Source organism: Streptomyces sp. NPDC007808, from assembly GCF_042868655.1.
In the GTDB taxonomy this organism is placed as follows: Bacteria; Actinomycetota; Actinomycetes; order Streptomycetales; family Streptomycetaceae; genus Streptomyces.
The window spans coordinates 324,928-351,209 of the sequence record NZ_JBIAEQ010000003.1; the positions used below are offsets into that span (position 1 = coordinate 324,928).

At 70.1% G+C, this 26,282-nt stretch carries 23 protein-coding genes; 12 read left to right on the forward strand and 11 right to left on the reverse strand.

The features are described from left to right. The first annotated feature begins 161 nt into the window (after positions 1 to 161). From ACFYNL_RS13205 to ACFYNL_RS13230, 6 genes are all read left to right on the forward strand, one after another. On the forward strand, positions 162 to 1,952 hold the full coding sequence (locus tag ACFYNL_RS13205; RefSeq protein ID WP_388801351.1) for an ATP-binding protein: 1,791 nt from the start codon (positions 162 to 164) through the stop codon (positions 1,950 to 1,952). Beyond that, positions 1,949 to 2,650: a response regulator gene (locus ACFYNL_RS13210; protein ID WP_388801353.1), complete on the forward strand. Its 702-nt coding sequence runs from the start codon at positions 1,949 to 1,951 to the stop codon at positions 2,648 to 2,650. Before ACFYNL_RS13205 ends, ACFYNL_RS13210 begins: the two co-directional genes overlap by 4 nt. Before the next feature lie 147 nt (positions 2,651 to 2,797). Continuing rightward, positions 2,798 to 4,174, forward strand: a complete 1,377-nt coding sequence (locus tag ACFYNL_RS13215) for an extracellular solute-binding protein (RefSeq protein WP_388801356.1) — start codon at positions 2,798 to 2,800, stop codon at positions 4,172 to 4,174. Between the two features lie 31 nt (positions 4,175 to 4,205). Further along, a complete protein-coding gene (locus tag ACFYNL_RS13220) occupies positions 4,206 to 5,159 on the forward strand; it encodes a carbohydrate ABC transporter permease (protein ID WP_388801360.1) in 954 nt (317 codons plus the stop codon). A 4-nt stretch (positions 5,160 to 5,163) separates the two neighbouring features. Beyond that, positions 5,164 to 6,003, forward strand: a complete 840-nt coding sequence (locus tag ACFYNL_RS13225) for a carbohydrate ABC transporter permease (RefSeq protein WP_388801363.1) — start codon at positions 5,164 to 5,166, stop codon at positions 6,001 to 6,003. Positions 6,004 to 6,385: 382 nt separating this feature from the next. Beyond that, entirely contained in the window at positions 6,386 to 7,147 is a 762-nt protein-coding gene (locus tag ACFYNL_RS13230) for a helix-turn-helix domain-containing protein (protein ID WP_388801366.1), read from the forward strand. 38 nt (positions 7,148 to 7,185) lie between these two features. Here ACFYNL_RS13230 and ACFYNL_RS13235 read toward each other — a convergent pair whose 3' ends face one another. Then, the gene (locus ACFYNL_RS13235; RefSeq protein WP_388801368.1) at positions 7,186 to 8,211 is read right to left on the reverse strand and encodes an ATP-dependent 6-phosphofructokinase; all 1,026 of its coding nucleotides are present in this window, start codon (positions 8,209 to 8,211) and stop codon (positions 7,186 to 7,188) included. Between the two features lie 211 nt (positions 8,212 to 8,422). On the opposite strand from ACFYNL_RS13235, the gene pta reads away from it, so the two are divergent. From pta to pyk, 3 genes are all read left to right on the forward strand, one after another. Continuing rightward, positions 8,423 to 10,525 carry a phosphate acetyltransferase gene (gene pta, locus ACFYNL_RS13240; protein ID WP_388801371.1) on the forward strand — a complete coding sequence of 701 codons (2,103 nt, stop codon included), beginning with the start codon at positions 8,423 to 8,425 and terminating at the stop codon, positions 10,523 to 10,525. Continuing rightward, positions 10,522 to 11,733: an acetate kinase gene (locus ACFYNL_RS13245; protein WP_388801374.1), complete on the forward strand. Its 1,212-nt coding sequence runs from the start codon at positions 10,522 to 10,524 to the stop codon at positions 11,731 to 11,733. Before pta ends, ACFYNL_RS13245 begins: the two co-directional genes overlap by 4 nt. A gap of 107 nt (positions 11,734 to 11,840) precedes the next feature. Further along, positions 11,841 to 13,271 (forward strand): pyruvate kinase, encoded by a 1,431-nt coding sequence (gene pyk / locus ACFYNL_RS13250; RefSeq protein WP_388801377.1) that lies wholly within the window; start codon positions 11,841 to 11,843, stop codon positions 13,269 to 13,271. Between the two features lie 95 nt (positions 13,272 to 13,366). On the opposite strand, the gene ACFYNL_RS13255 is transcribed toward pyk, so the two are convergent. From ACFYNL_RS13255 to ACFYNL_RS13270, 4 genes are all read right to left on the reverse strand, one after another. After that, positions 13,367 to 14,749 (reverse strand): hypothetical protein, encoded by a 1,383-nt coding sequence (locus ACFYNL_RS13255; protein ID WP_388801380.1) that lies wholly within the window; start codon positions 14,747 to 14,749, stop codon positions 13,367 to 13,369. Continuing rightward, the gene (locus ACFYNL_RS13260; RefSeq protein ID WP_388801383.1) at positions 14,739 to 15,341 is read right to left on the reverse strand and encodes a DUF6114 domain-containing protein; all 603 of its coding nucleotides are present in this window, start codon (positions 15,339 to 15,341) and stop codon (positions 14,739 to 14,741) included. Before ACFYNL_RS13260 ends, ACFYNL_RS13255 begins: the two co-directional genes overlap by 11 nt. Before the next feature lie 192 nt (positions 15,342 to 15,533). After that, positions 15,534 to 16,175, reverse strand: a complete 642-nt coding sequence (locus ACFYNL_RS13265) for a DUF6230 family protein (protein WP_388801386.1) — start codon at positions 16,173 to 16,175, stop codon at positions 15,534 to 15,536. A 628-nt stretch (positions 16,176 to 16,803) separates the two neighbouring features. Then, entirely contained in the window at positions 16,804 to 17,778 is a 975-nt protein-coding gene (locus ACFYNL_RS13270; RefSeq protein WP_388801389.1) for a tetratricopeptide repeat protein, read from the reverse strand. Positions 17,779 to 17,991: 213 nt separating this feature from the next. Here ACFYNL_RS13270 and ACFYNL_RS13275 point away from each other — a divergent pair, with 213 nt between their 5' ends. Continuing rightward, positions 17,992 to 18,615, forward strand: coding sequence for a TetR/AcrR family transcriptional regulator (locus ACFYNL_RS13275; RefSeq protein WP_388801392.1), 624 nt, complete (start codon positions 17,992 to 17,994; stop codon positions 18,613 to 18,615). A gap of 128 nt (positions 18,616 to 18,743) precedes the next feature. Here ACFYNL_RS13275 and ACFYNL_RS13280 read toward each other — a convergent pair whose 3' ends face one another. From ACFYNL_RS13280 to ACFYNL_RS13300, 5 genes are all read right to left on the reverse strand, one after another. Next, positions 18,744 to 20,444 carry a methylmalonyl-CoA mutase gene (locus ACFYNL_RS13280; protein WP_388801395.1) on the reverse strand — a complete coding sequence of 567 codons (1,701 nt, stop codon included), beginning with the start codon at positions 20,442 to 20,444 and terminating at the stop codon, positions 18,744 to 18,746. A 73-nt stretch (positions 20,445 to 20,517) separates the two neighbouring features. Beyond that, positions 20,518 to 20,850 (reverse strand): DUF3817 domain-containing protein, encoded by a 333-nt coding sequence (locus ACFYNL_RS13285; protein WP_388801398.1) that lies wholly within the window; start codon positions 20,848 to 20,850, stop codon positions 20,518 to 20,520. Between the two features lie 49 nt (positions 20,851 to 20,899). Beyond that, complete coding sequence (locus ACFYNL_RS13290; protein ID WP_388801400.1) at positions 20,900 to 21,409, reverse strand: MarR family winged helix-turn-helix transcriptional regulator; 510 nt, start codon at positions 21,407 to 21,409, stop codon at positions 20,900 to 20,902. A 62-nt stretch (positions 21,410 to 21,471) separates the two neighbouring features. After that, positions 21,472 to 21,777 carry an antibiotic biosynthesis monooxygenase family protein gene (locus ACFYNL_RS13295; protein ID WP_388801403.1) on the reverse strand — a complete coding sequence of 102 codons (306 nt, stop codon included), beginning with the start codon at positions 21,775 to 21,777 and terminating at the stop codon, positions 21,472 to 21,474. Between the two features lie 10 nt (positions 21,778 to 21,787). After that, complete coding sequence (locus tag ACFYNL_RS13300) at positions 21,788 to 23,056, reverse strand: cytochrome P450 (protein WP_388801406.1); 1,269 nt, start codon at positions 23,054 to 23,056, stop codon at positions 21,788 to 21,790. 157 nt (positions 23,057 to 23,213) lie between these two features. Here ACFYNL_RS13300 and ACFYNL_RS13305 point away from each other — a divergent pair, with 157 nt between their 5' ends. Both ACFYNL_RS13305 and ACFYNL_RS13310 read left to right on the forward strand, forming a co-directional pair. Then, a complete protein-coding gene (locus ACFYNL_RS13305) occupies positions 23,214 to 24,845 on the forward strand; it encodes an FAD-dependent oxidoreductase (protein WP_388801408.1) in 1,632 nt (543 codons plus the stop codon). Positions 24,846 to 24,931: 86 nt separating this feature from the next. Then, positions 24,932 to 25,897 (forward strand): amidohydrolase family protein, encoded by a 966-nt coding sequence (locus ACFYNL_RS13310; RefSeq protein ID WP_388801411.1) that lies wholly within the window; start codon positions 24,932 to 24,934, stop codon positions 25,895 to 25,897. Positions 25,898 to 25,958: 61 nt separating this feature from the next. On the opposite strand, the gene ACFYNL_RS13315 is transcribed toward ACFYNL_RS13310, so the two are convergent. Continuing rightward, the gene (locus ACFYNL_RS13315) at positions 25,959 to 26,282 is read right to left on the reverse strand and encodes a TcmI family type II polyketide cyclase (RefSeq protein WP_388801414.1); all 324 of its coding nucleotides are present in this window, start codon (positions 26,280 to 26,282) and stop codon (positions 25,959 to 25,961) included.

The following is a 26,282-nucleotide window of genomic DNA, read 5'->3' on the forward strand; positions in this document are numbered from 1 at the left end:
GGGGTGGGGGTTCGCTGAGCGGGTGCCGCGCCCCGGTCCGGGGACGACGCCCTGGGGACGGGGGTCGTATTCAGCGATGCGGTGACTATCTCCCGCTGTGTGAGGGCGGTCACCCTTCCGTTCATTTAGTTCACCATCGGCCAGGGAGGCAGACTGACGGCATGCGCATCCCCGTCCCGAGACCCCGCAGCCTGGCCGGCCAGCTCTTCGCCATGCAGGCGGTGCTGATAGCGGTGCTCGTCGCCGGGTACGCGGTGTTCACCTACGTCAGCGACCGCGGCCAGGCCGAGGACGCCGCCGGACGGCAGGCGATGGCCGTGGCCCAGTCGATCGCGGACGCCCCGTCCGTGCGGGAGGCGATCCGCACCCCCGATCCGACGGCCGAGCTCCAGCCGTACGCCCTCAGGGTCCAGCGCGACGCCGAGGTCGACTTCGTCACGATCATGAACCCGGCGGGCATCCGCTGGACGCACCCCGACCCGAAGCAGATCGGCCAGCACTTCCGCGGGCACACGGAGCGCGCCCTGCGCGGGGACCCCTTCACCGAGACGTACACCGGCACGCTCGGCTCGTCCGTGCGCGCCGTGGTGCCGATCTACGACGGCGACACGGCACCGAGGAGCATCGTCGGGCTGGTCAGCGCGGGCATCCGGGTCGAGGAGATCAGCAAGCGGGTGCAGGACCAGCTGACGGCGCTGCTCGGGGTGGCGGCGGGCGCGCTGGCGCTGGGCGCGATCGGCACGTACGTCATCAACGCCCGGCTGCGGCGGCACACCCACGGCATGAACGCCGCCGAGCTGAGCCGGATGCACGACTACCACCAGGCCGCGTTGCACGCCGTGCGCGAGGGGCTGCTGATGCTGGACGGGCAGTACCGGGTGGCGTTGATCAACGACGGCGGGCGCGAGCTCCTCGGGGTGCCCGCCGACGTGGTGGGGCGGTCGGTCGCGGAGCTGGGACTGCCGGCGCCGCTGACAGGGGCTCTGCTGGCCTCGGAGCCACGGGTCGACGAGGTGCATCTGGCGGCGGAACGGGTGCTGGTGGTGAACACCTCGCCGGTCTCCGGCGGTGAGCGGCGGGGCACGGTCGTGACCTTGCGGGATGTGACCGAACTCCAGTCGCTGATGGGCGAGTTGGACTCGGAGCGGGGTTTCACCCAGGCGCTGCGGTCGCAGGCGCACGAGGCGGCGAACCGGCTGCACACGGTGGTCTCGCTGATCGAGCTCGGACGGGCCGACGAGGCGGTGGAGTTCGCCACCGCCGAACTGGAGCTGGCGCAGGCCCTGACGGACCAGGTCGTCGCGGCGGTCAGCGAGCCGGTGCTGGCGGCGCTGCTGCTGGGCAAGACGGCCCAGGCCAACGAGCGGGGCGTGGAACTCGTCGTGTCGGAGGACAGCCGGCTGGACGACCGTCTGCTGCCGCCGTCGCTGCCCGCCCGGGACCTGGTGACGATCCTCGGCAACCTCATCGACAACGCGGTGGACGCGGCGCAGGGGAGCGTGCGGGCGCGGGTGACGGTGACGGTGTACACCGAGGACGCGGAGCTGGTGCTGCGGGTCTCCGACACGGGAGCCGGGGTGGATCCCGCGCACGCGGACGCGGTGTTCGAGCGCGGGTTCTCCACGAAGCCGGCGGGGCCGGGCGGGCGCGGGCTGGGGCTGGCGCTGGTGCGGCAGGCGGTGCATCGGCACGACGGCGCCCTGGCGGTCGCCGAGGCCGCCGGAGGCGGGGCGGAGTTCGAGGCGCGGTTGCCGTTGGACGAGGGCGGCCGTGGTGCCGTGAGTGACGGCACGGAGGGCGACGGCGCCGTGAGTGACGGCACGGAGGGCGACGGCGCTGTGAGTGCAGGGCGCCCGTCGGAGGGCGAGCCCGTGCCGGGCGGCCGGGGTGCGCGGCGGGCGGGGTCCACGCGGGGTTCCGAGGGCGCGGCGGTTTCGGGAGGTGACGTATGACGGCGGCCGAGCAGGCGATTCGCGTCCTGGTCGTGGAGGACGACCCGGTGGCGGCGGACGCGCATGTGATGTACGTGGGGCGGGTGCCCGGATTCGTCGCGGTCGGCAAGGCGCACACGGGGGCGGAGGCCCGGCGCGCCCTGGAGCGGACGCCGGTGGACCTGCTGCTGCTCGATCTGCATCTGCCGGATGTGCACGGACTGCAACTGGCCCGGTCGCTGAGGGCGGCCGGGCATCACGCGGACGTGATAGCGGTGACGTCGGCGCGGGACCTGGCCGTGGTGCGCGAGGGGGTGTCGCTGGGCGTCGTGCAGTACGTCCTCAAGCCCTTCACCTTCGCAACGCTGCGCGACCGGCTGGTGCGGTACGCCGAGTTCCACGCGGCCGTGGGGGAGGCGAGCGGACAGGACGAGGTGGACCGGGCGCTGGCGGCCCTGCGGGCCCCCGGACCCGCGGCGCTTCCCAAGGGGCTCAGCGCACCCACGCTGGAACGGGTGACCCTGGCACTGCGGGAGGCCGAGGAAGGGCTCACGGCGGCCGGGGTGGCCGAGGCGGTGGGCATCTCCCGGATCACGGCCCGGCGCTATCTGGAGCATCTGGTGGAGGCCGGCAGGGCCGAGCGGAAGCCGGTCTACGGGCAGGTGGGACGGCCGGAGTTGGTGTACCGGTGGATTCCCGGCGCGGGTGCGGGCCGGTAGCCGACGCCCGGGTCCCGTCCTTGCGCGCGGACTCCTTGACCTGACCAGCCCAATCCTTCGCAGACGCATTGACCTGACCTGACCACCCAACCTACGTTCACCAGGCAGCCATCCCCGCGCCACAACGACGTGCGCCCGCAGGAGGTCATGCCCGTGCGCCCCACCGCCGCCCTCCCCACACTCCTCGCCCTCACCGTCGCCGCCGCAGCCACCCTCACCGCCTGCGGCAGCGGATCGGGAAGCGATCCGGACACCCTCAAGGTCTCCTTCAAGCAGTCCACGGACAACTCCGTCAAGGTGATGGACACCTACCTCGCGGACATCAGCAAGCAGTTCGAGGAGGCGAACCCCGGCAAGAAGGTCGAGTTCGTCCCCATCAAGGCCCCGGACTCGGAGTACTACACCAAGCTCCAGCAGATGATGCGCTCCCCCAAGACCGCCCCCGACCTGGTCTACGAGGACACCTTCCTCATCAACTCGGACATCACCAGCGGGTACTTGAAGCCCCTCGACCCGTATCTCGCCAAGTGGAAGGACTGGGGGCGGTTCATCGACACGGCGAAGGCCGCGGCCAAGGGTGAGGACGGCCGCACGTACGGCGTCCCGGACGGCACCGACACCCGCGGCCTGTGGTTCAGCAAGGACGTCTTCGCGAAGGCCGGTCTGCCCGCCGACTGGCAGCCGAGGACCTGGGAGGACGTCCTCGACGCCGCCCGTGCCGTCAAGGAGAAGGTCCCGGACGCCATCCCCCTGAACATCTACACCGGCAAGCCCGTCGGTGAGGCCGCCACCATGCAGACGTTCGAGATGCTGCTCTACGGCACGAACGACGGCACCTCGGACCCGCTGTACGACAAGGGCAGCAAGAAGTGGATCGCCGGCAGTCAGGGCTTCGAGGACGCCCTGGCCTTCGTGGAGACCGTCTACAAGGAGAAGCTCGGCCCCGACGTCTCCGACGCCCTCGACCCCAACGTGATGACCCGGGTCCGCGGCGAGTGGCTCCCGCAGGGCAAGCTCGCGATCGCCCTCGACGGCTCCTGGCTCCCGCAGGACTGGCTGCCGGGCAGCGGCCACGAGTGGCCCGAGTGGTCGAAGGAACTGGGTCTGGCCGCCATGCCCACCCAGAAGGGCCAGGCCCCCGGCAAGGTGAGCATGTCCGGCGGCTGGACCTGGTCGATCCCGGCGAAGGCGGGCAACCCCGACCTGGCCTTCGAGTTCATCAAGACCATGCAGACGAAGGCGAACGCCCAGAAGTGGTACATCGCGAACTCGGGCATCGCGGTCCGCGAGGACGTGGCCTCCGACCCCGCGTACGTGAAAGCCCAGCCCGGCATCGCGTTCTTCACGGACCTCGTCGCGAGCACCCACTACCGGCCCGCCTACCCGGCGTACCCGAAGGTCTCCACCGCCGTCCAGGAGGCGATGGAGGGCGTGACGACGGGGGACATGTCGGTCGAGGAGGCGGCCGCGGGCTACGACGAGGAGCTGCGGGCGGCCACGGACGACCAGGTGATCGAGAAGTGAACCGGGCCGTGAGCGGCAGCGAGGGCCGCCCATGACCGCCGAAGCACGGCACGCGGTGGACCCGGCGACCACCGGACCCCGCTCCGGTCCGCCGCGTGCGCGCCCCGGTTCCGGCGCGCGCGGCGCGGGCCGCCGCGCCCTCGCCCGGGCCCTGCCCCTCTCCCCCGCCCTGGTCCTGCTGCTCCTCTTCCTCGCCGGCCCCATCGCGTACTGCGCCTACATCGCGTTCACCGACCTCCAACTGACCGGCCAGGCCGAGGAGTCGTTCGTCGGCCTCGACAACTTCCGTACGGCCTTCGACGACGAGGCGTTCCTGAACGCGGTGTGGCTCACCCTCGTCTTCACGGTCGTCTCGGCCCTGATCGGCCAGAACACGCTGGGCCTGGCCCTGGCCGCGATGATGCGGCGGGCGTCGAAGCCCGTGCGGACGGTGGTGGGCGGCATCGTCATCACGGCATGGGTCCTGCCGGAGGTCGTCGCCGGATTCCTCCTCTACGCCTTCTTCCGCCGCGAGGGCACCCTGAACGCCATCCTGGACTGGCTGCACCTGCCCACCCAGAACTGGCTGTTCACCCTCCCGATCCTGGCGGTGTCCTTCGCCAACGTGTGGCGGGGCACGGCCTTCTCGATGCTGGTCTACTCGGCGGCCCTCGACGAGATCCCGAAGGAGATCACGGAGGCGGCCGAGGTCGACGGCGCGGACGGCCCGCGCCGCCTGTGGCACATCACCCTCCCGATGATCCGCCGTTCCATCGGCACCAACCTCATGCTGATCACCCTCCAGACCCTGTCCGTCTTCGGGCTGATCTGGGTGATGACCAGGGGCGGCCCGGGCGGCAGGAGCCAGACGCTGCCGCTGTTCATGTACGAGGAGGCGTTCCAGAAGAGCATGATCGGCTACGGCACGGCCGTGGCCCTGCTGCTCCTGGTGGTGGGCTCGTTGTTCTCGGTGGTGTACCTGCGGCTGCTGCGAACGGAGGTGTGAGGCCATGCCCCGGACGCTCTCGTCCCGCCGGACGGCGCACCGCCTGGCCGCGGACGCGGGCCTGCTGGCTGTGGCCGCCGCGTTCGTGCTCCCGCTGGCCTGGGTGATCCTGTCCGCGCTGGACACGGACGCCGACCTCCGGGTGAAGCTCCCCGAGGGGGTGACCCTGGACAACTTCGACGCGGTCCTGACCCCGGACATCACGTTCACCCCGCTGCTCAACAGCCTCCTCCTGTGCGGCGGCGGTACGGCCCTGACGGTGGTGTGCGCGGCCCTGGCCGCCTACCCGCTGTCGCGGTTCCGGTCCCGTTTCAACCGGCCGTTCCTGCTCACGATCCTCTTCGCGACGTGCCTGCCCATAACGGCGATCATGGTGCCGGTGTACGCGCTGTTCGTGCGGGTGAACCTGATCGACACCATGCAGGGCACGGTCTTCTTCTTCGCCGCCTCCCAACTGCCGTTCGCCGTCTGGCTGATGAAGAACTTCATGGACGGAGTACCGAAGGAGCTGGAGGAGGCGGCCTGGACGGACGGGGCCTCGTCACTGCAGTCGCTGGTGCGGATCGTGCTGCCGCTGATGGGGCCGGGCGTGGCGGTGGTGACGGTGTTCTCGTTCGTGATGATGTGGGGCAACTTCTTCGTGCCGTTCATGCTGCTGCTCACACCGGACCAGATGCCGGCGGCGGTGAGCATCAACGAGTTCTTCGGGAACCGGGGCACGGTGGTCTACGGGCAGCTGGCGGCGTTCTCGATCATCTACTCGACGCCGGTGATCCTGCTGTACGTGTTGGTGGCGCGGCGGCTGGGCGGGGGGTTCGCGTTGGGCGGGGCGGTCAAGGGGTGAGACTCGCGGGACGTGGAGCGTCGGGATCGAGCCGCATCCCACGCGCTCCTGCACCTCGATCCGCGGCCCCGGGTGCCGCACTCGTCTTCGACGACCGGTCACGCGGGCGATCCCCGCGCGAGCCGTTCGGCGCCCGCCCGGACGGGCCGGATTCCGTACCGGAATCGGAAGCCTTCGCGAATATGCTCCGTGACCTTGCCGTTCACCGAACGTGACGAGCAGCGGGAGCCGCCGCACCGCCACCCCGGCACCGGCCCCACCTCCGGCCCACCCGGCGGCGCGGGCGATCCCCCCGCCGGCGAACCGGCGAGTAGCCGTATCTTCCTACAATCTGTGATCCTGGCCGAACAGACCGTAGTCACCACGCGCCGCTCGCCCTACGTTGTGGCCCGTGCGCCGACCCCCAGCTCAACCGAACCAGCCGAACCGCTCCGGCCGGACCAGCCGGTCCGGTCACCGGACCCCGCCCACTCCCCCGTTCGACGCCCCCGCCGCCCGCCGGCTCCGCACCGCGCTCAACATGGGACCCGAGCACGTCGCCTACGGCATGCGGGCCTCGTACGGACTGCCCTATGTCACCCAGGACCTGATCGTCGCGTGGGAACGGGAGATCGCCGCCCCGACCAGCACCGAACTCACCGCGCTCGCGGGTGTGCTGTGGTGCTCGCCCAGCGAGCTCCTCGGCAAGCCCCGCACCCTGCGTGAACACCGCATCGCCCGCGGCCTGGCGCCCGAGGACGTCGCCCGGACCGTCGGGCACGAACCGGCCGCCTATCTCCACATGGAGGAGCACGACGACTGGCGCGGCACCGACCGCCAGTCCGCCGCCCTGGCCGAGGTGCTCGGCCTGTCGATCCCCGACCTCATCACCGTCACGGGGCGCGACGGCAGACTCGCCGAGTTGCTGCGCAGCGCCGTGACGACGCGCTGGCAGGCGTACGTCCGCCCGGTCGGCAGGATGGTGCCCCTGGACCGGCGCGTTCTGGAGACCGCTCTGCAGGAGCTGCACCAGGACTACCAGGGGCAGATGACCGCCACCCTGAGCTGGGGCGGCGGCAACAGCGAGACCAGCGCGGCCGGCCGGGAGTTCCTCGACGGGATCGTGGAACGCTTCTGGACCAGGGTCCAGCACGGCACGGACTAGGTTCTGTCGTCCGGATCCGTCCGGTTGTGCGACACCCGTCAGAAGACCGACTCGGCCTCGTCCATCCGGTCCTTGGGCACCGTCTTCAGTTCGGTGACCGCCTCGGCCAGCGGCACCATCACCACGTCGGTGCCCCGCAGCGCGGTCATCCTGCCGAACTCGCCCCGGTGCGCGGCCTCCACCGCGTGCCAGCCGAAGCGGGTGGCGAGGACGCGGTCGTACGCGGTCGGTACGCCACCGCGCTGGACGTGGCCGAGGATGACCGGCTTGGCCTCCTTGCCGAGGCGGCGCTCCAGCTCGAACGCGAGTGCCGTGCCGATGCCCTGGAAGCGCTCGTGGCCGTACTGGTCGATCTCGCCCTTGCCGTAGTCCATCGTGCCGTCGGCCGGGTGGGCGCCCTCGGCGACGCAGATCACCGCGAACTTCTTGCCGCGCGAGAACCGCTCCTCGACCATCTTCACGAGGTCGGCGGGGTCGAACGGGCGCTCCGGGAGGCAGATTCCGTGCGCGCCGGCCGCCATGCCGGACTCCAGCGCGATCCAGCCCGCGTGCCGGCCCATGACCTCGACCACCATCACACGCTGGTGGGACTCGGCCGTCGTCTTCAGGCGGTCCATGGCCTCCGTGGCGACACCGACCGCGGTGTCGAAGCCGAACGTGCGGTCCGTGGAGGAGATGTCGTTGTCGATGGTCTTGGGGACGCCCACCACCGGCAGGCCCGCGTCCGACAGCATGCGCGCCGCCGTCAGGGTGCCCTCGCCGCCGATCGGGATCAGCGCGTCGATGCCGAAGTCCGCGACCATGTCCTCGGCCCGGTCACAGGCCTCGCGCAGGCGGTCGCGCTCCAGCCGGGAGGAACCGAGGATGGTGCCGCCGCGGGCCAGGATGCCGCTCACGCTGTCCAGGTCCAGGGCGCGGTAGCGGCCGTCCAGCAGGCCCGAGTAACCGTCCTCGAAGCCGATGACCTCGTCGTCGTAGTTGTCGACCGCCCGGTGCACGACCGACCGGATCACGGCGTTCAGGCCGGGACAGTCGCCGCCTGCGGTGAGAACTCCGATACGCATCGTGCTGTGTCTCCTGCTCGCTGTTGATGCCGGTGAGCCAGTCCGATTGTTTCATGTCCCCACGGACGCTGTCGCTCCCCTACTGACGGGCGCCTTATCCACAGCCGGGGGTATTGTCAAGAGGGTTTCGCTCACCTCACTGGGCGATTTTGCGGCCCCGGTGACGACGGCGGACGAAGACGACGGACATCAGACGAAACGGAGAGCACGCGTGACGCGCAGCGTGTACGTGACCGGCATCGACCGCGGCGACGGCCGCCAGATCGTCGAACTGGGGGTCATGGAGCTGCTGACCCGGCAGGTCGACCGGGTCGGGGTGTTCCGGCCGCTGGTGCACCACTCCCCGGACCGCTTGTTCGAACTGCTGCGCGCCCGTTATCGCCTCTCCCAGGACCCGTCCACGGTCTACGGCATGGACTACCACGAGGCGTCCGCCCTGCAGGCCGAGCGCGGGACCGACGAGTTGGTGTCCACGCTGGTCGACCGGTTCCTCGTCGTCGCCCGTGACTACGACGTCGTCCTCGTCCTCGGCACCGACTACGCCGACACCCAGCTCCCGGACGAGCTGTCCCTCAACGCCCGCCTCGCCAACGAGTTCGGCGCCTCCGTGATCCCGGTCGTGGGCGGCCGCAAGCAGAGCACCGAGTCCGTCCTCGCCGAGACCCGCAACGCCTACCGGGCGTACGACGGGCTGGGCTGCGATGTGCTCGCCATGGTCAGCAACCGGGTCGCCCGCCAGGACCGGGACGAGATCGCCGAGGCGCTCCGCTCCCGGCTGCCCGTGCCCTGCTACGTCGTCCCCGACGAGCCCGCCCTGTCCGCGCCGACCGTCGCGCAGATAGCCCAGTCCCTGGACGCCGAGGTCCTGCTCGGCGACGACTCCGGACTCGCGCGCGACGCCCTCGGCTTCGTGTTCGGCGGTGCGATGCTGCCGAACTTCCTGACCGCGCTGACCCCGGGCTGCCTGGTCGTCACCCCGGGCGACCGGGCCGACCTGGTCGTCGGCTCGCTGGCCGCGCACAGCGCCGGCACCCCGCCGATCGCGGGTCTGCTGCTCACCCTGAACGAGCGTCCCGGCGACGAGATCCTCACCCTCGCCTCCCGCCTCGCCCCGGGCACCCCGGTGCTCTCGGTGCCGGGCTACAGCTTCCCCACCGCCGAGCAACTCTTCGCCCTGGAGGGGAAGTTGAACGCGGCGACGCCCCGCAAGGCGGAGACCGCCCTCGGCCTGTTCGAGCGTTACGTCGACACCGGCGACCTGCTGAAGCGGGTCTCGGCGCCGAGCAGCGACCGGGTCACGCCGATGATGTTCGAGCACAAGCTGCTGGAGCGGGCCCGCTCGGACATGCGCCGCATCGTGCTGCCCGAGGGCACCGAGCCGCGCGTCCTGCACGCCGCCGAGGTGCTGCTGCGCCGCAACGTCTGCGACCTCACCCTGCTCGGGCCGGTCGACCGGATCCGCAAGCAGGCCGCCGATCTCGGCATCGACCTGGGCGACAGCGAGCTGATCGACCCGGCGACCAGCGAACTGCGCGACTCCTTCGCCGAGAAGTACGCCAAGCTGCGCGCCCACAAGGGGGTCACGGTGGAGCTGGCGTACGACGTCGTCTCCGACGTGAACTACTTCGGCACGCTGATGGTGCAGGAGGGGCTCGCCGACGGCATGGTCTCCGGCTCCGTGCACTCCACCGCCGCGACCATCCGGCCGGGGTTCGAGATCATCAAGACCAAGCCGGACGCCTCCATCGTGTCGTCCGTCTTCTTCATGTGCCTCGCCGACCGGGTCCTCGTCTACGGCGACTGCGCCGTGAACCCCGACCCGAACGCCGAGCAACTGGCCGACATCGCCATCCAGTCGGCGGCGACGGCCGCGCAGTTCGGCGTGGAGCCGCGGATCGCGATGCTGTCGTACTCGACGGGCACGTCCGGTTCGGGCGCCGATGTCGACAAGGTGCGCGAGGCGACCGAGCTGGTGCGGGTGCGGCGGCCCGACCTGAAGATCGAGGGACCCATCCAGTACGACGCCGCCGTGGAGCCGTCCGTCGCCGCGACCAAGCTGCCGGGGTCGGAGGTCGCCGGGCAGGCGACGGTTCTGATCTTCCCGGACCTCAACACCGGTAACAACACCTACAAGGCCGTGCAGCGCTCGGCCGGCGCGATCGCCGTCGGCCCTGTCCTGCAGGGCCTGCGCAAGCCGGTCAACGACCTGTCCCGGGGCGCCCTCGTCCAGGACATCGTCAACACCGTCGCCATCACGGCGATCCAGGCCCAGTCCCCCGCCCCGTCCCTCAACGAGAAGGCCAGCGCCCAGTGAGCCCGACCCGTGTCCTCGTCCTCAACTCCGGCTCCTCGTCGGTGAAGTACCAGCTGCTCGACATGCGCGACAGCAGCCGCCTGGCCGCGGGCCTCGTCGAGCGCATCGGCGAGGAGACCTCCCGGCTCAAGCACACGCCGCTCGCGAGCGGCGGCGAGAGCCGGGAGTGGACCGGGGCGATCGCCGACCACGAGGCCGCCCTGAAGGCCGTGTCGGCGGAACTCACCCGGGACGGCCTCGGCCTCGACTCGGCCGAACTGGCCGCCATCGGCCACCGGGTGGTGCACGGCGGCAAGCACTTCACCGAGCCGACCGTCATCGACGACGCCGTCCTCGCCGAGATCGAGCGGCTGATCCCGGTCGCCCCGCTGCACAACCCGGCCAACCTCACCGGCATCCGCACCGCCCGGGCGCTGCGCCCGGACCTGCCCCAGGTCGCCGTCTTCGACACCGCGTTCCACACGACGATGCCGGAGTCGGCCGCCCGCTACGCGATCGACGTCGAGACCGCCGACCGCCACCGCATCCGCCGCTACGGCTTCCACGGCACCTCGCACGCCTACGTCTCCCGGGCCACCGCGAAGCTGCTGGGCAAGACGCCCGAGGACGTGAACGTCATCGTGCTGCACCTGGGCAACGGCGCGTCCGCGTCCGCCGTGCGAGGCGGTCGGTGCGTGGACACCTCCATGGGGCTGACGCCTTTGGAGGGGCTCGTGATGGGTACGCGATCCGGTGACATGGACCCGGCCGTCATCTTCCATTTGATGCGTGTCGGCGGAATGTCCACGGACGAGATCGACACTCTTCTCAACAAGAAGAGCGGGCTGATCGGACTGTGCGGGGACAACGACATGCGGGAGATCCGCCGCCGGATCGAGGAGGGTGATCAGCAGGCCGCTCTCGCGTTCGACATCTACATTCACCGCCTGAAGAAGTACATAGGCGCCTATTACGCGGTGCTCGGCAAGGTGGACGCGATCGCCTTCACCGCCGGGGTCGGTGAGAACGCGGCACCGGTGCGGGAGGCGGCCGTGGCGGGCCTGGAGGAGCTGGGCCTGCTGGTGGACGGCGAACTGAACGCCGTACGCGGTGACGAGCCGCGGCTGATCTCGCCGGCGCACGCGCGGGTTGCGGTGGCCGTGGTGCCTACGGATGAAGAACTGGAAATCGCGACACAGACGTATGCGCTGGTCGAGGAAAGCAACTGAGCGGTAACCAGAACCGAGCAGTAACCGCAACTGAGCGAGGTTCCGCCCATTTGTATCTTCCGCCAGACGGAATATTCCGTAGCGAAACAAACCGATAGGATCGCCCCATGCGCCGTTCGAAAATCGTTTGTACTCTCGGCCCCGCGGTCGACTCCCATGAACAGCTTGTCGCGCTGATCGAGGCGGGCATGAATGTCGCCCGCTTCAACTTCAGCCACGGCACGCACGAAGAGCACCAGGGGCGGTACGACCGCGTCCGGGCCGCCGCCGCCGAGACCGGCCGAGCGATCGGCGTCCTCGCCGACCTCCAGGGCCCCAAGATCCGTCTGGAGACCTTCGCCGAGGGCCCGGTGGAGCTGGAGCGCGGTGACGAGTTCGTCATCACGACCGAGGACGTCCCGGGTGACAAGTCCATCTGCGGCACCACCTACAAGGGCCTGCCGGGCGACGTCACGCGCGGCGACCAGATCCTGATCAACGACGGCAACGTCGAGCTGAAGGTCCTGGACGTCGAGGGTCCGCGGGTGAGGACGATCGTCATCGAGGGCGGCGTCGTCTCCGACCACAAGGGCATCAACCTGCCCGGCGCGGCCGTGAACGTGCCGGCACTGTCGGAGAAGGACGTCGAGGACCTGCGGTTCGCGCTGCGCATGGGCTGCGACCTGGTCGCCCTGTCCTTCGTGCGGGACGCGAACGACGTGCAGGACGTGCACAAGGTCATGGACGAGGTCGGCCGCCGGGTCCCGGTCATCGCCAAGGTGGAGAAGCCGCAGGCGGTCGCCAACATGGAGGACGTCGTGATGGCGTTCGACGGCGTGATGGTGGCCCGTGGCGACCTGGCCGTCGAGTACCCGCTCGAAAAGGTCCCGATGGTGCAGAAGCGGCTCATCGAGCTGTGCCGCCGCAACGCCAAGCCGGTGATCGTGGCGACCCAGATGATGGAGTCGATGATCACCAACTCCCGCCCGACCCGCGCCGAGGCCTCCGACGTGGCCAACGCGATCCTGGACGGCGCGGACGCCGTCATGCTGTCGGCGGAGTCCTCGGTCGGCGCGTACCCCGTCGAGACCGTCAAGACGATGTCGAAGATCGTCACCGCGGCCGAGCAGGAGCTGCTGAGCAAGGGCCTGCAGCCGCTCGTCCCCGGCAAGAAGCCCCGCACCCAGGGCGGTTCGGTCGCCCGTGCCGCCTGCGAGATCGCCGACTTCCTCGGCGGCAAGGGCCTGGTCGCCTTCACCCAGTCCGGCGACACCGCCCGCCGTCTGTGCCGCTATCGCGCAGCCCAGCAGATCATCGCGTTCACCACGGACGAGGACACCCGCAACCAGATGACGCTCAGCTGGGGCGTGGAGCCGCACGTGGTGCCGTTCGTGGGCAGCACCGACGAGATGGTCGAGCTGGTGGACCAGGAGATCGTCAAGATGGGCCTGTTCAACGAGGGCGACATCGTGGTCATCACGGCCGGCTCCCCGCCCGGGGTCCCCGGCACGACCAACATGGTCCGGGTGCACCACCTGGGCGGAGGCGCGCGGGACTGACCGCCGCGACGAAAAAACTGTGGCCCGGCCCTCGTTCACGAGGGACCGGGCCACAGCCTGTGTGCGGCTCCCGAACGGGCTCTGTGGGTCCGGGCTCAGTCGGTGATGTACTGACGCAGCCCCGGCACCGTCAGCGTGCCGCCGAACTGGCCGGCCTGCGTGACCTTCACCTTGGTGAAGTAGATGAACGGGATGTTCAGCGGCGGCGGGTGCTCCGGGTCGAACGTCACCGGGATCAGACCGAGCAGGTTGCCGGAGATGCTCTCGGTGTACATCACCGTCTTGCCGTCGGTGATGGTGGACTTGGAGCCCTTGGCCGCCTGCACGTGGTGCGTCTTGCCGGACTGCTTGTCCTTGACGAGCTGGTGCAGGTCGCCGATCTCGGTGCCGTCGGAGATGACGTACTTCAGCACCTTCTTGGTCTTGCCGCCGGCCGTCTTCACCTCGACGATGCCCTGGTAGTCGGCGCCCTTCAGGGTCAGCGAGCTGGCCTCCAGGAACCAGGGGTCGTCGGGCACCAGGATCTTGTTGTCGATCCCGCCCTCGTCGTCCGTGGCGGCGGGGCAGTCCTCGGGGTCCGGTGTGGCGCTCTCGGACGGGCTCGGCGAGGCGGTGACCTCGTCGGCCGCCTCCTCGGCCGCCTCGGAAGCGCCTTCGGCCGCCTCGGACACCGTGCCGGTCGTGTCCCTCACGGTGTCCTCCACCGTGTCGGTGACCTTGCCGGCGGCGTCGTCGGCGGTCTCCTGGGCGGCGTCGGAGGTGTCCTCGCCGTCCGCGGACGGCGACGGCTCGCTCTCGCTCTCGGACGCCGAGGCGGACGGCGTCGGGCTCGGGCTCTCCGTCTCCTTCTCACCGCCGGTGAAGATGCCCGTGATCGCGTCGCCGATGTCCTCCAGCAGGTTGCCGCCGCTCTCGGACGCCGACGGCGCCGGAGTGGCCGCGTCGCCGGACTGTGCCTCGCTCGACTTGCTCGGGGAGGGGGCGGGTGCGGGCTCGGCCGCGTCGTCGGAACCTGAATCCGACGAGGAGGAGTCACCCGAAGCGCCCGAGTCACCCGAAGCGCCCGAGGAACCCGAAGTGCCCGTGGAGTCCGAGGCGTTCGAGGAGCCGGACGAATCCGAGGATCCCTCGGAGGCCGACGGTGACGGGGTCGGCCGCGCCGTTTCGTCGGCGGACTCGTCGGCCTCCGGAGACGGTGACGCTGACGCGTCGCCCTCCAGTGCCGCCACGCAGTCCTTGTACTCGTCGGCCGTCAGGCTGTTGGCGAGCGGCGTCGGCTGCTCGTCGGCCAGGGCCAGCGTCGGCGTGAACCCCATGCCCATGAGAACCGCGGTCGGCATCGCCGCCATGGCTATCGCCTTGCCGGCCGGCATCTGCAGTCTGGTGAACAGCGGCTTCTTGGGCGCCGCGTGGCGGGGGCCCGTTCTCGCCCGTGCCGGGGCCGCAGGGATCTGCTCGCGGTCCGCTTCAGCCGACACGGTTCCCTCCGATACGGTCCTCGACCCGCAGGCCGTCCCCCTCGCCGTCGTGGCCGGGGCCACCGTCGGCGGGCGTGTGGTGCGGCGGGTACGGCTGTCCCGGCTCCGCGGCGGTGCCCTCGGCACCGGGGAATCCGGCACCCTCGCCCGTCGGACCCTCCGCGTCGTCCTGCTGCCCGGTCGCCCCGGGCCGGCCCTTGGCCGGCACCCACGAGACGGCCAGCGCGCCGCCGACCATCGCCAGCAGGAAGCCGATGAGGAAGCCCCCGATGTTGGAGACCACCAGCGACACCAGAGCGAGGATGATCGCCGCGACACCGGCGAAGACTCGCGTGACCTGCTGGAACCACATGGTCAGGCCCAGCGTGATCAGCAGGACCCCGATGATGAGGGAGCCGGCACCCGCGGTGGTCGCCATGGTGAGCGACATGGTTCCCAGCTTCAGGGTGGCGTAGGGGAAGTAGGCGATCGGCACCCCGCCGAGGATGGTGAACAGCCCTGCCCAGAACGGCCGACTGCCCCGCCAGTCACGGAATCGCCGACGTAGCCGGGTGATGGTCCCGGCGCTCTGGACCGGAGTCTCGGCACTCATGGAAAACAGCTCCCTCGGTCCGGTGGAGGTACGTACCGGCTCGGCCGTAGGCGTTCAGAAGCCGGAAGGTGTGAGTCTGTGATGGTGGGCCCGGCGAACGGCCGGGCCGGGACCGCGGGGCGGGGAAACCGTGACTTCCCCGCCCCTTCGAGACGGCTCAGCCGTCCCGCGGTACCCGTGACACGGAGGCTGTCAGAAGCACTCCATGTCCTTGTTCGTGCCAAGACGCATCGACAGGCCGTTGAGCGTGAAGGTGCCCGCCGTGGTCGCCCACGCCGTCTGCTCCACGTTCGTGAGCGTCGCCTTCCTGGCCTGCTGGGCGAAGCCGCCCGGCAGCACGCTCTCGCCCTGCTTGACCTCGGGGCCACGGGTCTTGTCCTTGACCGCGACGCCGATGTCGATGTCCTCGAACTTCGCATTGGCGTCGAGCTGGGCGACGTCGATGTAGAGGTTCTCGGCCGTGACCGGCTTGTCCGGGTTGTTCCCCGCCTCAAGGCGGAGATAGATGTTGCCTATGCCAGGGATCGGCGTCGCGACCGACTGGCACATCTTGGTGATCTCCGCGTCCTTGAACGACGAGATCGCGACCGGGACCTTCTTCTTCTTCTTGCCCTCGACCGTCTCGTAGACCTCGTCGATCCCGCCGTATTGGGCGAATCCCGTGCCTTCGAGGTGAGCGGCCTTCACCTTGAACTGCTGGCCGGAGACACTGAACGACGCGGCCAGCGCACCCTGCGCGAGCCCGACACCCACCGCCGCGGCCGCGGCGACGCTGGGCACCATGACCACAGCGAACCGCTTCCATCTGGTCCCGCCACGCACCTGGGACTCCATATTTCCTCCTTCTCGGACGTACATCTCCTGGCCCCGGCTGCCGCAGAACACTCGACGGCTCAGCCGGGCAGGGATGGGAGAAGTGCTACGTCCTCGGGAAGGAGAGCGCCCGCGCTCGGTGGCGCGCACCGCGCCCGAATCACCGGCGATCACCCCCGAGCGACAACCACTGGTCGCGCCTGACACGCATCACGCACAACCTTGCTGGACAGGCTTCGCCGGGAGAGCGAAGACCCCCCTGCCCAAGAGCCGGCGCCACTGCCGCCGACTCTGCTCGGTGGGGACCCAGGAACTCCCGTGACCCGACCGGCTGTCGGGGTGCGGGAATGGACCGAGCGTGGCCGATCGTGGTGCATTCTCGCCGCCCGCACAAGGGGCTTCGTTACTCGGTAGTAACGGCCGGATAACCGAACAACGACCCGCCGGTCTCGAACCGCGACGCAGGGTTGCGTCAAGCGACCGGATAAATCCGGGTTTCAACGGACAGAATCCGGCAGAACGACGCCTCTGACTTACCTGCAGTAACCGCGGCCGCGATTACCAAGATTTGGTAAAGCGCGGCCGCAGAGGCACTCTTTCGGAAGGTTCTTTCACTCGGGCAACACGCGCGATTGCGTTTAGTGACTGGTCAGAACAGTGCTCGAGCCAGGGCCCTGCGCGCCGCCGCCACCCGCGGATCCTCGGCACCCACGACCTCGAACAGCTCCAGCAGCCTCAGTCGTACGGTGTCCCGGTCGTCACCCACCGTGCGCTGCACGGTCTCGATGAGCCGCCCGAAGGCGTCCTCGACATGCCCGCCCACCAGATCCAGGTCGGCGGCGGCGATCTGCGCCTGCACGTCGGCGGGCTTCTCGGCGGCGTCCCTGCGCGCCTGTTGGGGGTCGAGCCCCTGCACCCGCTGGAGCAACTCGGCCTGGGCGAGCCCGAGTTTGGCCTCGCTGTTCGCCGGGTCCTCACTCAGTACGTTCTTGTAGGCCTGGACGGCGCCACCCAAGTCGCCCGCGTCCAGGGCCTGTACGGCGGCCTCCAACAGCGCGTCGTACGGCCCGGCCGGCGTGGCCGGAGCGGTCTGGGCGCCACCCGGTTCGGCGTCCGGATCGACGGCGAGACCGGTGAGGCCGAAGCGCTGTTCGGCGACGGTGACGAGCTGGTCGAGCGTCTGACGGATCTGCGCCTCGCTCGCCGCCCCCTGGAAGAGCGGCAGCGCCTGCCCGGCGACGACGGCGAACACGGCGGGGATGCCCTGCACGCCGAACTGCTGCATCAGCATCTGGTTGGCGTCGACGTCGATCTTGGCGAGGAGGAACCGGCCGTTGTACTCGACGGCCAGGCGCTCCAGCACCGGGCTCAGCTGCTTGCAGGGCTCGCACCACTCGGCCCAGAAGTCGATGACGACCGGCACCTCGGCGGAGCGCTGCAGGACCTCCCGCTCGAACCCGGCCTCATCCACATCGATGACGAGGTCCGCGGGCGACACCGCCCCTCCCCCGCCCTGCCGGGCGGTCTCGGCACGCGCCTGCTCCGCCTTCGCCTTGGCCTCCTGGGCCGCCTTCACCGCGGCGAGGTCGACGACTCCGCTCATGGACATGTTCCGTGGCTGCATGCGTCTATCCTCCCCCGTTCGGTGCGCACAGTGAAAAGCGGTGTGGAAGCCGGGTCGGTCACGTGGTGTTCGACGCCGGGTCCCCACCCCGCGTCAGTGGTCATCGCTTTCGCTACGAGTCGTAGCGTAATGGCAGCGCGGGTCCCGGGGACACCCCCCTCCCGTGATCTCCCTCACGGCGCCGCACAAACCCCACGCGCTTATGGTCGGGGCATGCAGAGCCGTCCCGCCGTCACCCGCCCCGGACGCCCGCGCAGCGCCGCCGCGGACGCCGCGATCCTGGCCGCGACACGGGAGGCTCTGGTCGAACTGGGCTGGTCCAAGCTCACGCTGGGAGACGTGGCCACCCGCGCCGGGGTTGCGAAGACGACGCTCTATCGTCGCTGGTCGGGCAAGAACGAGTTGGTCGTCGACGCGGTGGCCGAACTCTTCGACGAACTCCGGCTGCCCGACCGGGGCACCCTCGCCGCAGACATCGAGGGCGTCGTCCTGCAGTTCGCGGCGATCCTGGCCCGCCCGGAGGCGAAGAGCGGTCTGATGGCGGTGGTCGCGGAGTCGACGCGGGACGACGCCCTGCGTCAGCGCATCCGCGAGTCGATCGTGAACCGCCAGAAGGGGCTGGTCCTGGAGGGACGGAGCAGAGCCCAGGCCCGCGGTGAGCTGCCGCCCGAGTCGGACCCGTCGGAATCGGCGCGCACGGTCGACCTGATCTTCGACGTGATCGCGGGCGCGGTGGTGCACCGGGCCCTGGTGAGTGCCGAGCCGGTCGACGCCGACTGGGTCACCGCCTTCACCCGGCTCCTGCTCCACGGCCTCACCGCAGCAGCGACCACCTGACGGCCGTCCCGCTCCACGGCCCGTCCCGCTCCACGGCCGGCGCAGGTCACCGGATCGCACGCGGCGCGCACAGCAGTGCGGGCGCGGGGAGGAAAGGCCTCCTCCCCGCCGCACGCCGCCCGGCCGGCTCAGAACCCAGCCGGCTCGGTGTACACCCCCCACTCCTCGCGCAGCACTCCGCAGATCTCGCCCAGCGTCGCCTCGGCGCGTACCGCCTCCAGCATCGGCTCGATCATGTTGGCGCCCTCGCGCGCCGCGACGAGCATCGCGTCCAGCGCGGCCCGTACGGCACGGTCGTCCCGGGCCTCCTTGCGCGCGCCCAGCACCCGTACCTGCTCGCGCTCCACCTCGTGGCTCACCCGCAGGATCTCCAGGTCGCCGGTGACGGAACCGGTGTGGGCGTTGACCCCGACGACCCTCTTGTCGCCCTTCTCCAGGGCCTGCTGGTAGCGGAACGCCGACTCGGCGATCTCCCCGGTGAACCACCCGTCCTCGATCCCGCGCAGGATCCCGGAGGTGATCGGCCCGATCGGGTGCTGCCCGTCCGGGTGGGCCCTCAGGCCCCGCTCCTTGATCTGCTCGAAGATCTTCTCGGCGTCCGCCTCGATCCGGTCCGTCAACTGCTCGACGTACCAGGAACCGCCCAGCGGGTCGGCCACGTTGGCGACGCCGGTCTCCTCCATGAGGACCTGCTGGGTGCGCAGGGCGATCTCGGCGGCCTGTTCGGAGGGGAGCGCGAGGGTCTCGTCGAGGGCGTTGGTGTGCAGCGAGTTCGTCCCGCCGAGCACCGCCGCCAGCGCCTCCACCGCCGTACGCACGACGTTGTTGTACGGCTGCTGGGCGGTCAGCGAGACGCCCGCGGTCTGCGTGTGGAAGCGCAGCCACTGCGCCTTCTCGCTCTTCGCCCCGTACACGTCCCGCATCCAGCGTGCCCAGATACGGCGGGCGGCGCGGAACTTGGCGATCTCCTCGAAGAAGTCGACGTGCGCGTCGAAGAAGAAGGACAGGCCGGGGGCGAACACATCCACGTCGAGCCCGCGCGACAGGCCCAGCTCGACGTACCCGAACCCGTCCGCCAGCGTGTACGCCAGCTCCTGCGCGGCCGTCGAACCGGCCTCGCGGATGTGGTAGCCGGAGACGGACAGCGGCTTGTAGGCGGGGATGCCGGCCGCGCAGTACTCCATGAGGTCGCCGATGAGGCGCAGGTGCGGCTCGGGCTGGAAGAGCCACTCCTTCTGGGCGATGTACTCCTTGAAGATGTCGGTCTGGAGCGTGCCGTTGAGCACACCCGGGTCGACGCCCTGACGCTCCGCCGCCACCAGGTACATGCAGAAGACGGGTACGGCCGGACCGCTGATGGTCATGGACGTGGTCACGTCGCCGAGCGGGATGTCCTTGAACAGGACCTCCATGTCGGCGGCCGAGTCGATGGCGACACCGCAGTGCCCGACCTCGCCGAGCGAGCGCGGGTCGTCGGAGTCGCGGCCCATGAGCGTGGGCATGTCGAAGGCGACGGAGAGACCGCCTCCGCCGTTGCGGAGGATCATCTTGTAGCGCTCGTTGGTCTGCTCGGCGTTCCCGAACCCGGCGAACTGCCGGATGGTCCACGTCCGCCCTCGGTACCCCGTGGCGTACAGCCCGCGCGTGTAGGGGTACTCCCCGGGCCAGCCGATCCGCTCGAACCCCTCGTACCTGTCCCCCGGTCGGGGACCGTACACCGGCTCCACGGGATCTCCGGAGAGCGTGGTGAAGTCCGCGTTGCGCTTGCGCGCGGCGTCGTACCGGGCCTGCCAGCGTCGGCGGCCCTCCTCGATGGCGTCTGCGTCCATACCCTCGAATTTACTAGGACGTCCAAGTAAATGTCGATGGGAGAACCGCCGCACCCTCGGTACGGCGGTCGCGTCAGGCCTTGGCGGCAGCCGGGGCCGGCTCGCCGAGCAGGGGTTCCACCTCTCGGGTGACCTTGCGCTCGACGAAGAAGGCGGCGAAGGGGATCGTCCCGGACAGCAGCAGCCACAGCAGCTTGCCGAACGACCACTTGGCCTTGGAGCCGAGGTCGAAGGCGAAGATCAGGTAGATGATGTAGAGGAAGCCGTGCACCTGGGAGACGGCGAAGGTGACGTCCTCGCCCGTGTCGAAGCCGTACTTGAACACCATGCAGGTGCACAGCACGAGCAGCATGACGGCGGTGACGTAGGCCATCACCCGGTAGCGGGTCAGGACGCTCTTCTTCATGCGTACGAGCGTAACCACCCGTTCCGGAAGATCTTGCCCCGGCCCCGGGTCAGCCCTCGTCGAAGTCGTGGGCCGCGATCCTGAGCGGCCGCAGCATCGCGAAGATCTCCGCGCACTCCTCGGCGTCGTACACCCCGAGGCCGAAGTCCATCGCCATCAGGTCCCGGGTGGCCGCCTCGACGACCTCGCGACCCTTGTCGGTGATGGAGGCGAGGGTGCCGCGCCCGTCGTTGGGATTGGGCCGCTTGTCGACCAGGCCCGATCTGACCAGCCGGTCGACGGTGTTCGTCACCGAGGTGGGGTGCACCATGAGACGCTCGCCGATCTTGGACATCGGCAGTTCGCCGGCCTTCGAGAAGTTGAGCAGCACCAGGGCCTCGTACCGCGCGAACGTCAGCCCGTACGGCTTGACCACCGCGTCGACCTCGGCGAGCAGGATCTGGTGCGCGCGCATGATCGAGGTGATGGCGGCCATGGACGGCACGTTGCCCCAGCGCTGCTTCCAGAGTTCGTCGGCGCGGGCGATGGGATCGAAGGGAAGACTGAGCGGCTTCGGCACGGGACTGACCTTACCGGCCGGTCACATGGTGGTCAGCCCCGTCTCGCCCATCGGTCGCGCCCTTACCCCGGCACCGTCTCCCGCACCTCGAAGACCGCGGTCCACCGGTCGTCGTGCAGACAGGCGTTCATCGGCTCGACCAGGGCCGAGTGGTCGGGGTCCGTCCGCCACCGCTTGACGGCCTCCAGGCTCTCCCACTCGCTGGTCAGCAGCCACCGGGCCGGGTCGTCCAGCGAGCGGCACAGCTGCTCGCCGAGGTGGCCGGGGAAGCGCAGGGCGCGCTTCAGCACGCCCTGATAGGACTCGACGAAGTCCGCCTCCCTCCCGTCCCGCACCCGCAGCAGCCGCACGACGCGCACGCGTTCCATGGCGCTCCCGTCAGGACGGGTCGAGGACGACGGGGAGTTCCGCAAGGCCGCGGAAGGCGGGGAAGGGCACCGTCAGCCACCGCGCGTCCTCGGGCGCCACGTCCAGGGTCATACGGGGGAAGCGTCCGAACAGCGAGCTGAGGGCGGTGTGCATCTCCAGGCGGGCCAGCGGCGCGCCGATGCAGTAGTGCGGGCCGTACCCGAAGGCGAGGTGCGTGGCCTGGACGTTCTTGCGCCGCACGTCCATCTCGTCGGGCGCGGCGAACATCTCCGGGTCGCGGTTGGCCCCGGTGATGGAGATCTGCACCAGCGCACCCTTGGGGATGAGCTGGTCGCGGAGCACGATGTCCTCCTTCGCATAGCGGAAGGTGGAGTTCTCCACGGAGGTCTCGAAGCGGAAGATCTCCTCGATCGCCGAGGTCAGGGACGTCGCGTCGCGCAGCGCCAGCTCCTTCTGGTCGGGGCGGCTGAGCAGGTGGTAGACGGCGTTGCCGATCTGGTACGCCGTCGACTTGTGGCCCGCGAAGAGCAGCACCCACGCCGTGGACACGAGCTCGTGGTCGGTGAGGGCGCCCTCCTGGTCCTGGGCGGTGACGAGCGCGCTGAGCAGGCCGCCGTCGGGCTCGCTCCGCTTGCGTGCGCACAGACCCACCAGATAATCGCGCAGGTTTCCCTCCGCAATTTCCAGCGCCTTTCTCGCTTCCGGTCCGAATCCGGTCTGAGCGACGGTGGCCGACCATTCCTGAGCCTGTTTGCGCTCGTTTTCCGGGACGCCCAGGAGTTCACAGATCACATGCATCGGGAGCGGGAAGCAGAACTCCGGGAGCAGGTTCACCGGGCCCGAGGTCGGGCATTGATCCAGGAGATCGTCGGTGATCTGCTGGATACGCGTCCGCAGCGATTCCACCCTTTTCGGAGTGAAGGTGCTTCCGACGATCCTGCGGAGCCTGGTGTGTTTCGGCGGATCCGAGAACAGCATGTTGTCGTCCAGCGCGATCGACGAGTCACCGAAGATGCGGTGGTAGGCGTCGATGGCCCCGTACATGTCCTTGCTGAGCCTGGGGTCGGCCAGGGCCGCGCGGGCGTCGTCGTACCGCGTGATCAGGTACGTCTCGACGCCGTGGGGCGGTGACAGCGGGCAGACGGGCGCCTTTTCCCTGAGCGCGGCGTACACGGGGTGGGGGTTGGCGCGGAACTCCCGGCTGCAGGACGAGGCCGCGGCCGCGGCCTCCTCGGGCGACAGTGCCTCGGATTCCTCGGATGCGAACGCTTGCGTCATTACCTGTCCCGGGGTAGGCGTGGTTTCCGGCGGTCGGATTCCGTCGGTCATGCCACGGTTTCCCGGGTGGCAGCGCGGCGCAAACGGCACTGCGCCATACGGGTCGGCTCGTCGCTCGACGTGTGGGCCGGAGTCCGAACTGGTAAACATCGTCGACGTGAGTGGACACGCAGCGGAATCGGTACCAGTTCTCATTGTCGGCGGATCCCTGGTGGGTCTTTCCACTTCGGTTTTCCTGGGGCGCCTCGGAATCGAGCACATGCTCGTGGAGCGGCATGCCGCCACGTCGACGCACCCGCGCGGGCGCGGCAACAACGTGCGCACCATGGAGATCTACCGGACCGCCGGTCTGGAGTCACGTATCCGGCAGGCGGCCGGTGTGCTCGCCGGGAACGACGGAATCCTCCAGGTCGACACCCTCACCGGAAAGCAGCGCCGCTGGATCATCGGGGACATCGCCGGCGGCATGGACGTCACCCGGGTCAGCTCCTCGGACTGGTGCCTGTGCAGCCAGAACGACCTGGAGCCCGTGCTGCTGGACTACGCCCGTCAGAGTTGCGCCGACATCCGCTTCGGTGCCGAGATGCTCTCCTTCACGCAGGACGCGGACGGGGTACGGGCCCGGGTCATGCGCCGGGACACCGGTGAGACGTACACCGTGGACGCCGGCTTCCTGGTGGCCGCCGACGGTCCCCGCAGCCCCGTCCGCGGCGCCCTGGGGATCAGCCAGTCGGGGCCGGGCGAGCTGTTCCACAACGTCAGCGTCACCTTCCGGAGCCGGACGCTGAGGAACCACGTCGGAGAGAAACGATTCGTCGTCTGCTACGTCACCGATCCCCGAGGGGAGGGTGCCCTGCTGCCGGTGGACAACGAGGAGCGTTGGGTGATCCACGTCCCCTGGTATCCCGACCGGAACGAGACGCTGGAGGACTTCACCGACGAGCGGCTGGCGGCCCACATCCGCGCCGCGGTCGGGGTGGCCGACATCGACGTCGAGATCACCGGCAGGGCCCCCTGGCACGCATCGAAGCGGGTCGCCGACAGCTACGGCGAGGGCCGGGTCTTCCTGGCCGGTGACTCGGCCCACGAGATGCCGCCCACCGGGGCGTTCGGCTCCAACACCGGCATCCAGGACGCCCACAACCTCGCCTGGAAGCTGGCCGCGGTGCTGCGCGGCTGGGCCGGGCCGCGGCTGCTCGACTCCTACGGCGGTGAGCGGCGCCCCGTCGCCCTCGCAACCGGCACCCGCGCGTGCGTCCAGGCGGCCGACGAACAGCACCCGGGCTTCAGTCCCGCCGCGGGCCGCAACAACGACCCGGCGGACCTGATGACCGTCGCCCTGTGCTACCGGTACGCCTCCGACGCCGTGGTGGGCGCCCCGCCCGAGCGGCCGATCGTCCCCGACGCCTTCCTCCTGGGCGGCGAGCCGGGCAGCCGCGCCCCCCACATGTGGGTGATGAGGGACGGCGAGCGGATCTCCACGCTCGACCTCTACGAGCGCTCCTTCGTGCTGCTCACCGGGTCCGGGGGGCAGAAGTGGCGGACCGCGGCGCAGAAGGCCGCCTCGAACCTGGGCGTCCCGGTCGAGGTGTACCTCGTGGGCACGGGGCCCGACCACGACCTGAGCCCCGAGGCCGACGCCGACTGGGCCGACCTGCACGGCACGGCCGAGGACGGTGCGGTCCTCGTACGCCCGGACGGCTTCGTCGCCTGGCGGGCGGACGCGGCGATGCCGGACGCCGACCGCGTCCTGACGCAGGTGCTGCAGACGGTGCTCTGCCGCGACTGACCTCCCTGCCGGACCGCGCGGACCGCGCTTCGGACGGGTCGCACCTTCCGGCCCGCCTCCACCCCACTCACCCCGAGGACGTTGTTATGAGCCTTGCCGGACGCGTCGACGTCCATCACCACTTCACCGCTCCCGCCTGGCTGGACTGGGCCGAGGAACGAGGCGTGGTCGACCGCGAGAAGCTGCCCTGGTGGACCCGCTGGGACCTGGGCACGGCCCTGGAGGTCATGGACAAGACGGGCATCGAGACCTCCGTGATGACCGTCGCGATGCTCGGCCGGTTCCGGGAGCGCGCCGAGCGCCAGGAGAGCGCGCGCATCGCCCTGCGGGCCGCGGCCGACGTCGTCGAGAGCCACCCCCGGCGCTTCGCCTTCTTCACGCCCGTGTTCCTCGACGACCTCGAACTCTCCGAGTGGAGCGTCCGGCACGGCCTCGACGAGCTCGGTGCCGTCGGGGTGAGCACCCGCACCAGCGTGGACGGCGCGGTCCTCGGGGACGAGTCGCACGACCGTCTCCTGCGGGAGCTGGACGAACGCTCCGCGGTCATCAGCACGCACCCCATGGAGGTGCCCGCCGGAGGCAGGGACGGCGGTGCGGCACTGCCGGGGATGCCGCCCTTCGTGTGCGACTTCCTGATGGACACCACCCGCGCGGCCATCAACCTCATCAGGAACGGCACCCTGGACCGCTATCCGAACCTCAGCTTCGTCCTCCCGCACGGGGGCGGCTTCCTGCCGTACATGGCCACCCGGCTGGAACTGTTCGGCGGGCGTGTCACCCCGGCCATCGAGCCCGGCCGGGTCCGTGACTACCTGCACCGGTTCTACTTCGACACGGCCGGGCCCATGTCCCCCTCGGCGACGCCCACGCTGCTGGCCACGGTGGACCCGGGCCGCATCCTCTTCGGCACGGACTGGCCGCCCACCCCGGCGCATGTCATCGCCGACAGCGTGGCACCCGCGCTGGACAGCGATCCCTTCCTGACGGAGCAGCAGTTGCAGGACATCAACCGGGAGAACGCGCTGCGGCTGATGCCGGCGCTCGCGCGTTGAGCGACGGCGGCGCGCAGGCCGCCGCCCGCACCGATTCGGTGCGGGCGGCGGCCTGTCCGGTTCAGTCGCGCTGCCAGTGGTAGAAGCGCCGCGCCATCGCGTCCCTGGGCCCGCGCCAGGTCTGCGGGTCGTACGGACTGACGAACGCTTCGAGCCTCCTGCTGATGTCGACGAACTCCGGGTGCCCGGCGACCTTCGCGATGGCGGGGCCCGGGTCCTGTTCGGCTTCGATGAAGTGCATGTACACATCGCCGAACTGGAAGAGGGAACGCTGGGTCACACCGACGAGGTGCGGGAGTTCGCCGCGGTCGGAGTCCGCGAAGACGCCGGCGATGTCCGGTGCCGACTGCGGGGCCATCCTGGCGACGATCAGGGCGTGGTGCAT

Bases quoted from the DNA above. Each gene is read 5' to 3' on its own strand.
- ACFYNL_RS13205 (WP_388801351.1), top strand. From the start codon at position 162: ATGCGCATCCCCGTCCCGAGACCCCGCAGCCTGGCCGGCCAGCTCTTC.
- ACFYNL_RS13210 (WP_388801353.1), top strand. From the start codon at position 1,949: ATGACGGCGGCCGAGCAGGCGATTCGCGTCCTGGTCGTGGAGGACGAC.
- ACFYNL_RS13215 (WP_388801356.1), top strand. From the start codon at position 2,798: ATGCCCGTGCGCCCCACCGCCGCCCTCCCCACACTCCTCGCCCTCACC.
- ACFYNL_RS13220 (WP_388801360.1), top strand. From the start codon at position 4,206: ATGACCGCCGAAGCACGGCACGCGGTGGACCCGGCGACCACCGGACCC.
- ACFYNL_RS13225 (WP_388801363.1), top strand. From the start codon at position 5,164: ATGCCCCGGACGCTCTCGTCCCGCCGGACGGCGCACCGCCTGGCCGCG.
- ACFYNL_RS13235 (WP_388801368.1), bottom strand. From the start codon at position 8,211: ATGCGTATCGGAGTTCTCACCGCAGGCGGCGACTGTCCCGGCCTGAAC.
- pyk (WP_388801377.1), top strand. From the start codon at position 11,841: ATGCGCCGTTCGAAAATCGTTTGTACTCTCGGCCCCGCGGTCGACTCC.
- ACFYNL_RS13260 (WP_388801383.1), bottom strand. From the start codon at position 15,341: ATGAGTGCCGAGACTCCGGTCCAGAGCGCCGGGACCATCACCCGGCTA.
- ACFYNL_RS13265 (WP_388801386.1), bottom strand. From the start codon at position 16,175: ATGGAGTCCCAGGTGCGTGGCGGGACCAGATGGAAGCGGTTCGCTGTG.
- ACFYNL_RS13270 (WP_388801389.1), bottom strand. From the start codon at position 17,778: ATGCAGCCACGGAACATGTCCATGAGCGGAGTCGTCGACCTCGCCGCG.
- ACFYNL_RS13275 (WP_388801392.1), top strand. From the start codon at position 17,992: ATGCAGAGCCGTCCCGCCGTCACCCGCCCCGGACGCCCGCGCAGCGCC.
- ACFYNL_RS13280 (WP_388801395.1), bottom strand. From the start codon at position 20,444: ATGGACGCAGACGCCATCGAGGAGGGCCGCCGACGCTGGCAGGCCCGG.
- ACFYNL_RS13285 (WP_388801398.1), bottom strand. From the start codon at position 20,850: ATGAAGAAGAGCGTCCTGACCCGCTACCGGGTGATGGCCTACGTCACC.
- ACFYNL_RS13295 (WP_388801403.1), bottom strand. From the start codon at position 21,777: ATGGAACGCGTGCGCGTCGTGCGGCTGCTGCGGGTGCGGGACGGGAGG.
- ACFYNL_RS13300 (WP_388801406.1), bottom strand. From the start codon at position 23,056: ATGACGCAAGCGTTCGCATCCGAGGAATCCGAGGCACTGTCGCCCGAG.
- ACFYNL_RS13310 (WP_388801411.1), top strand. From the start codon at position 24,932: ATGAGCCTTGCCGGACGCGTCGACGTCCATCACCACTTCACCGCTCCC.
- ACFYNL_RS13315 (WP_388801414.1), bottom strand. From the start codon at position 26,282: ATGCACCACGCCCTGATCGTCGCCAGGATGGCCCCGCAGTCGGCACCG.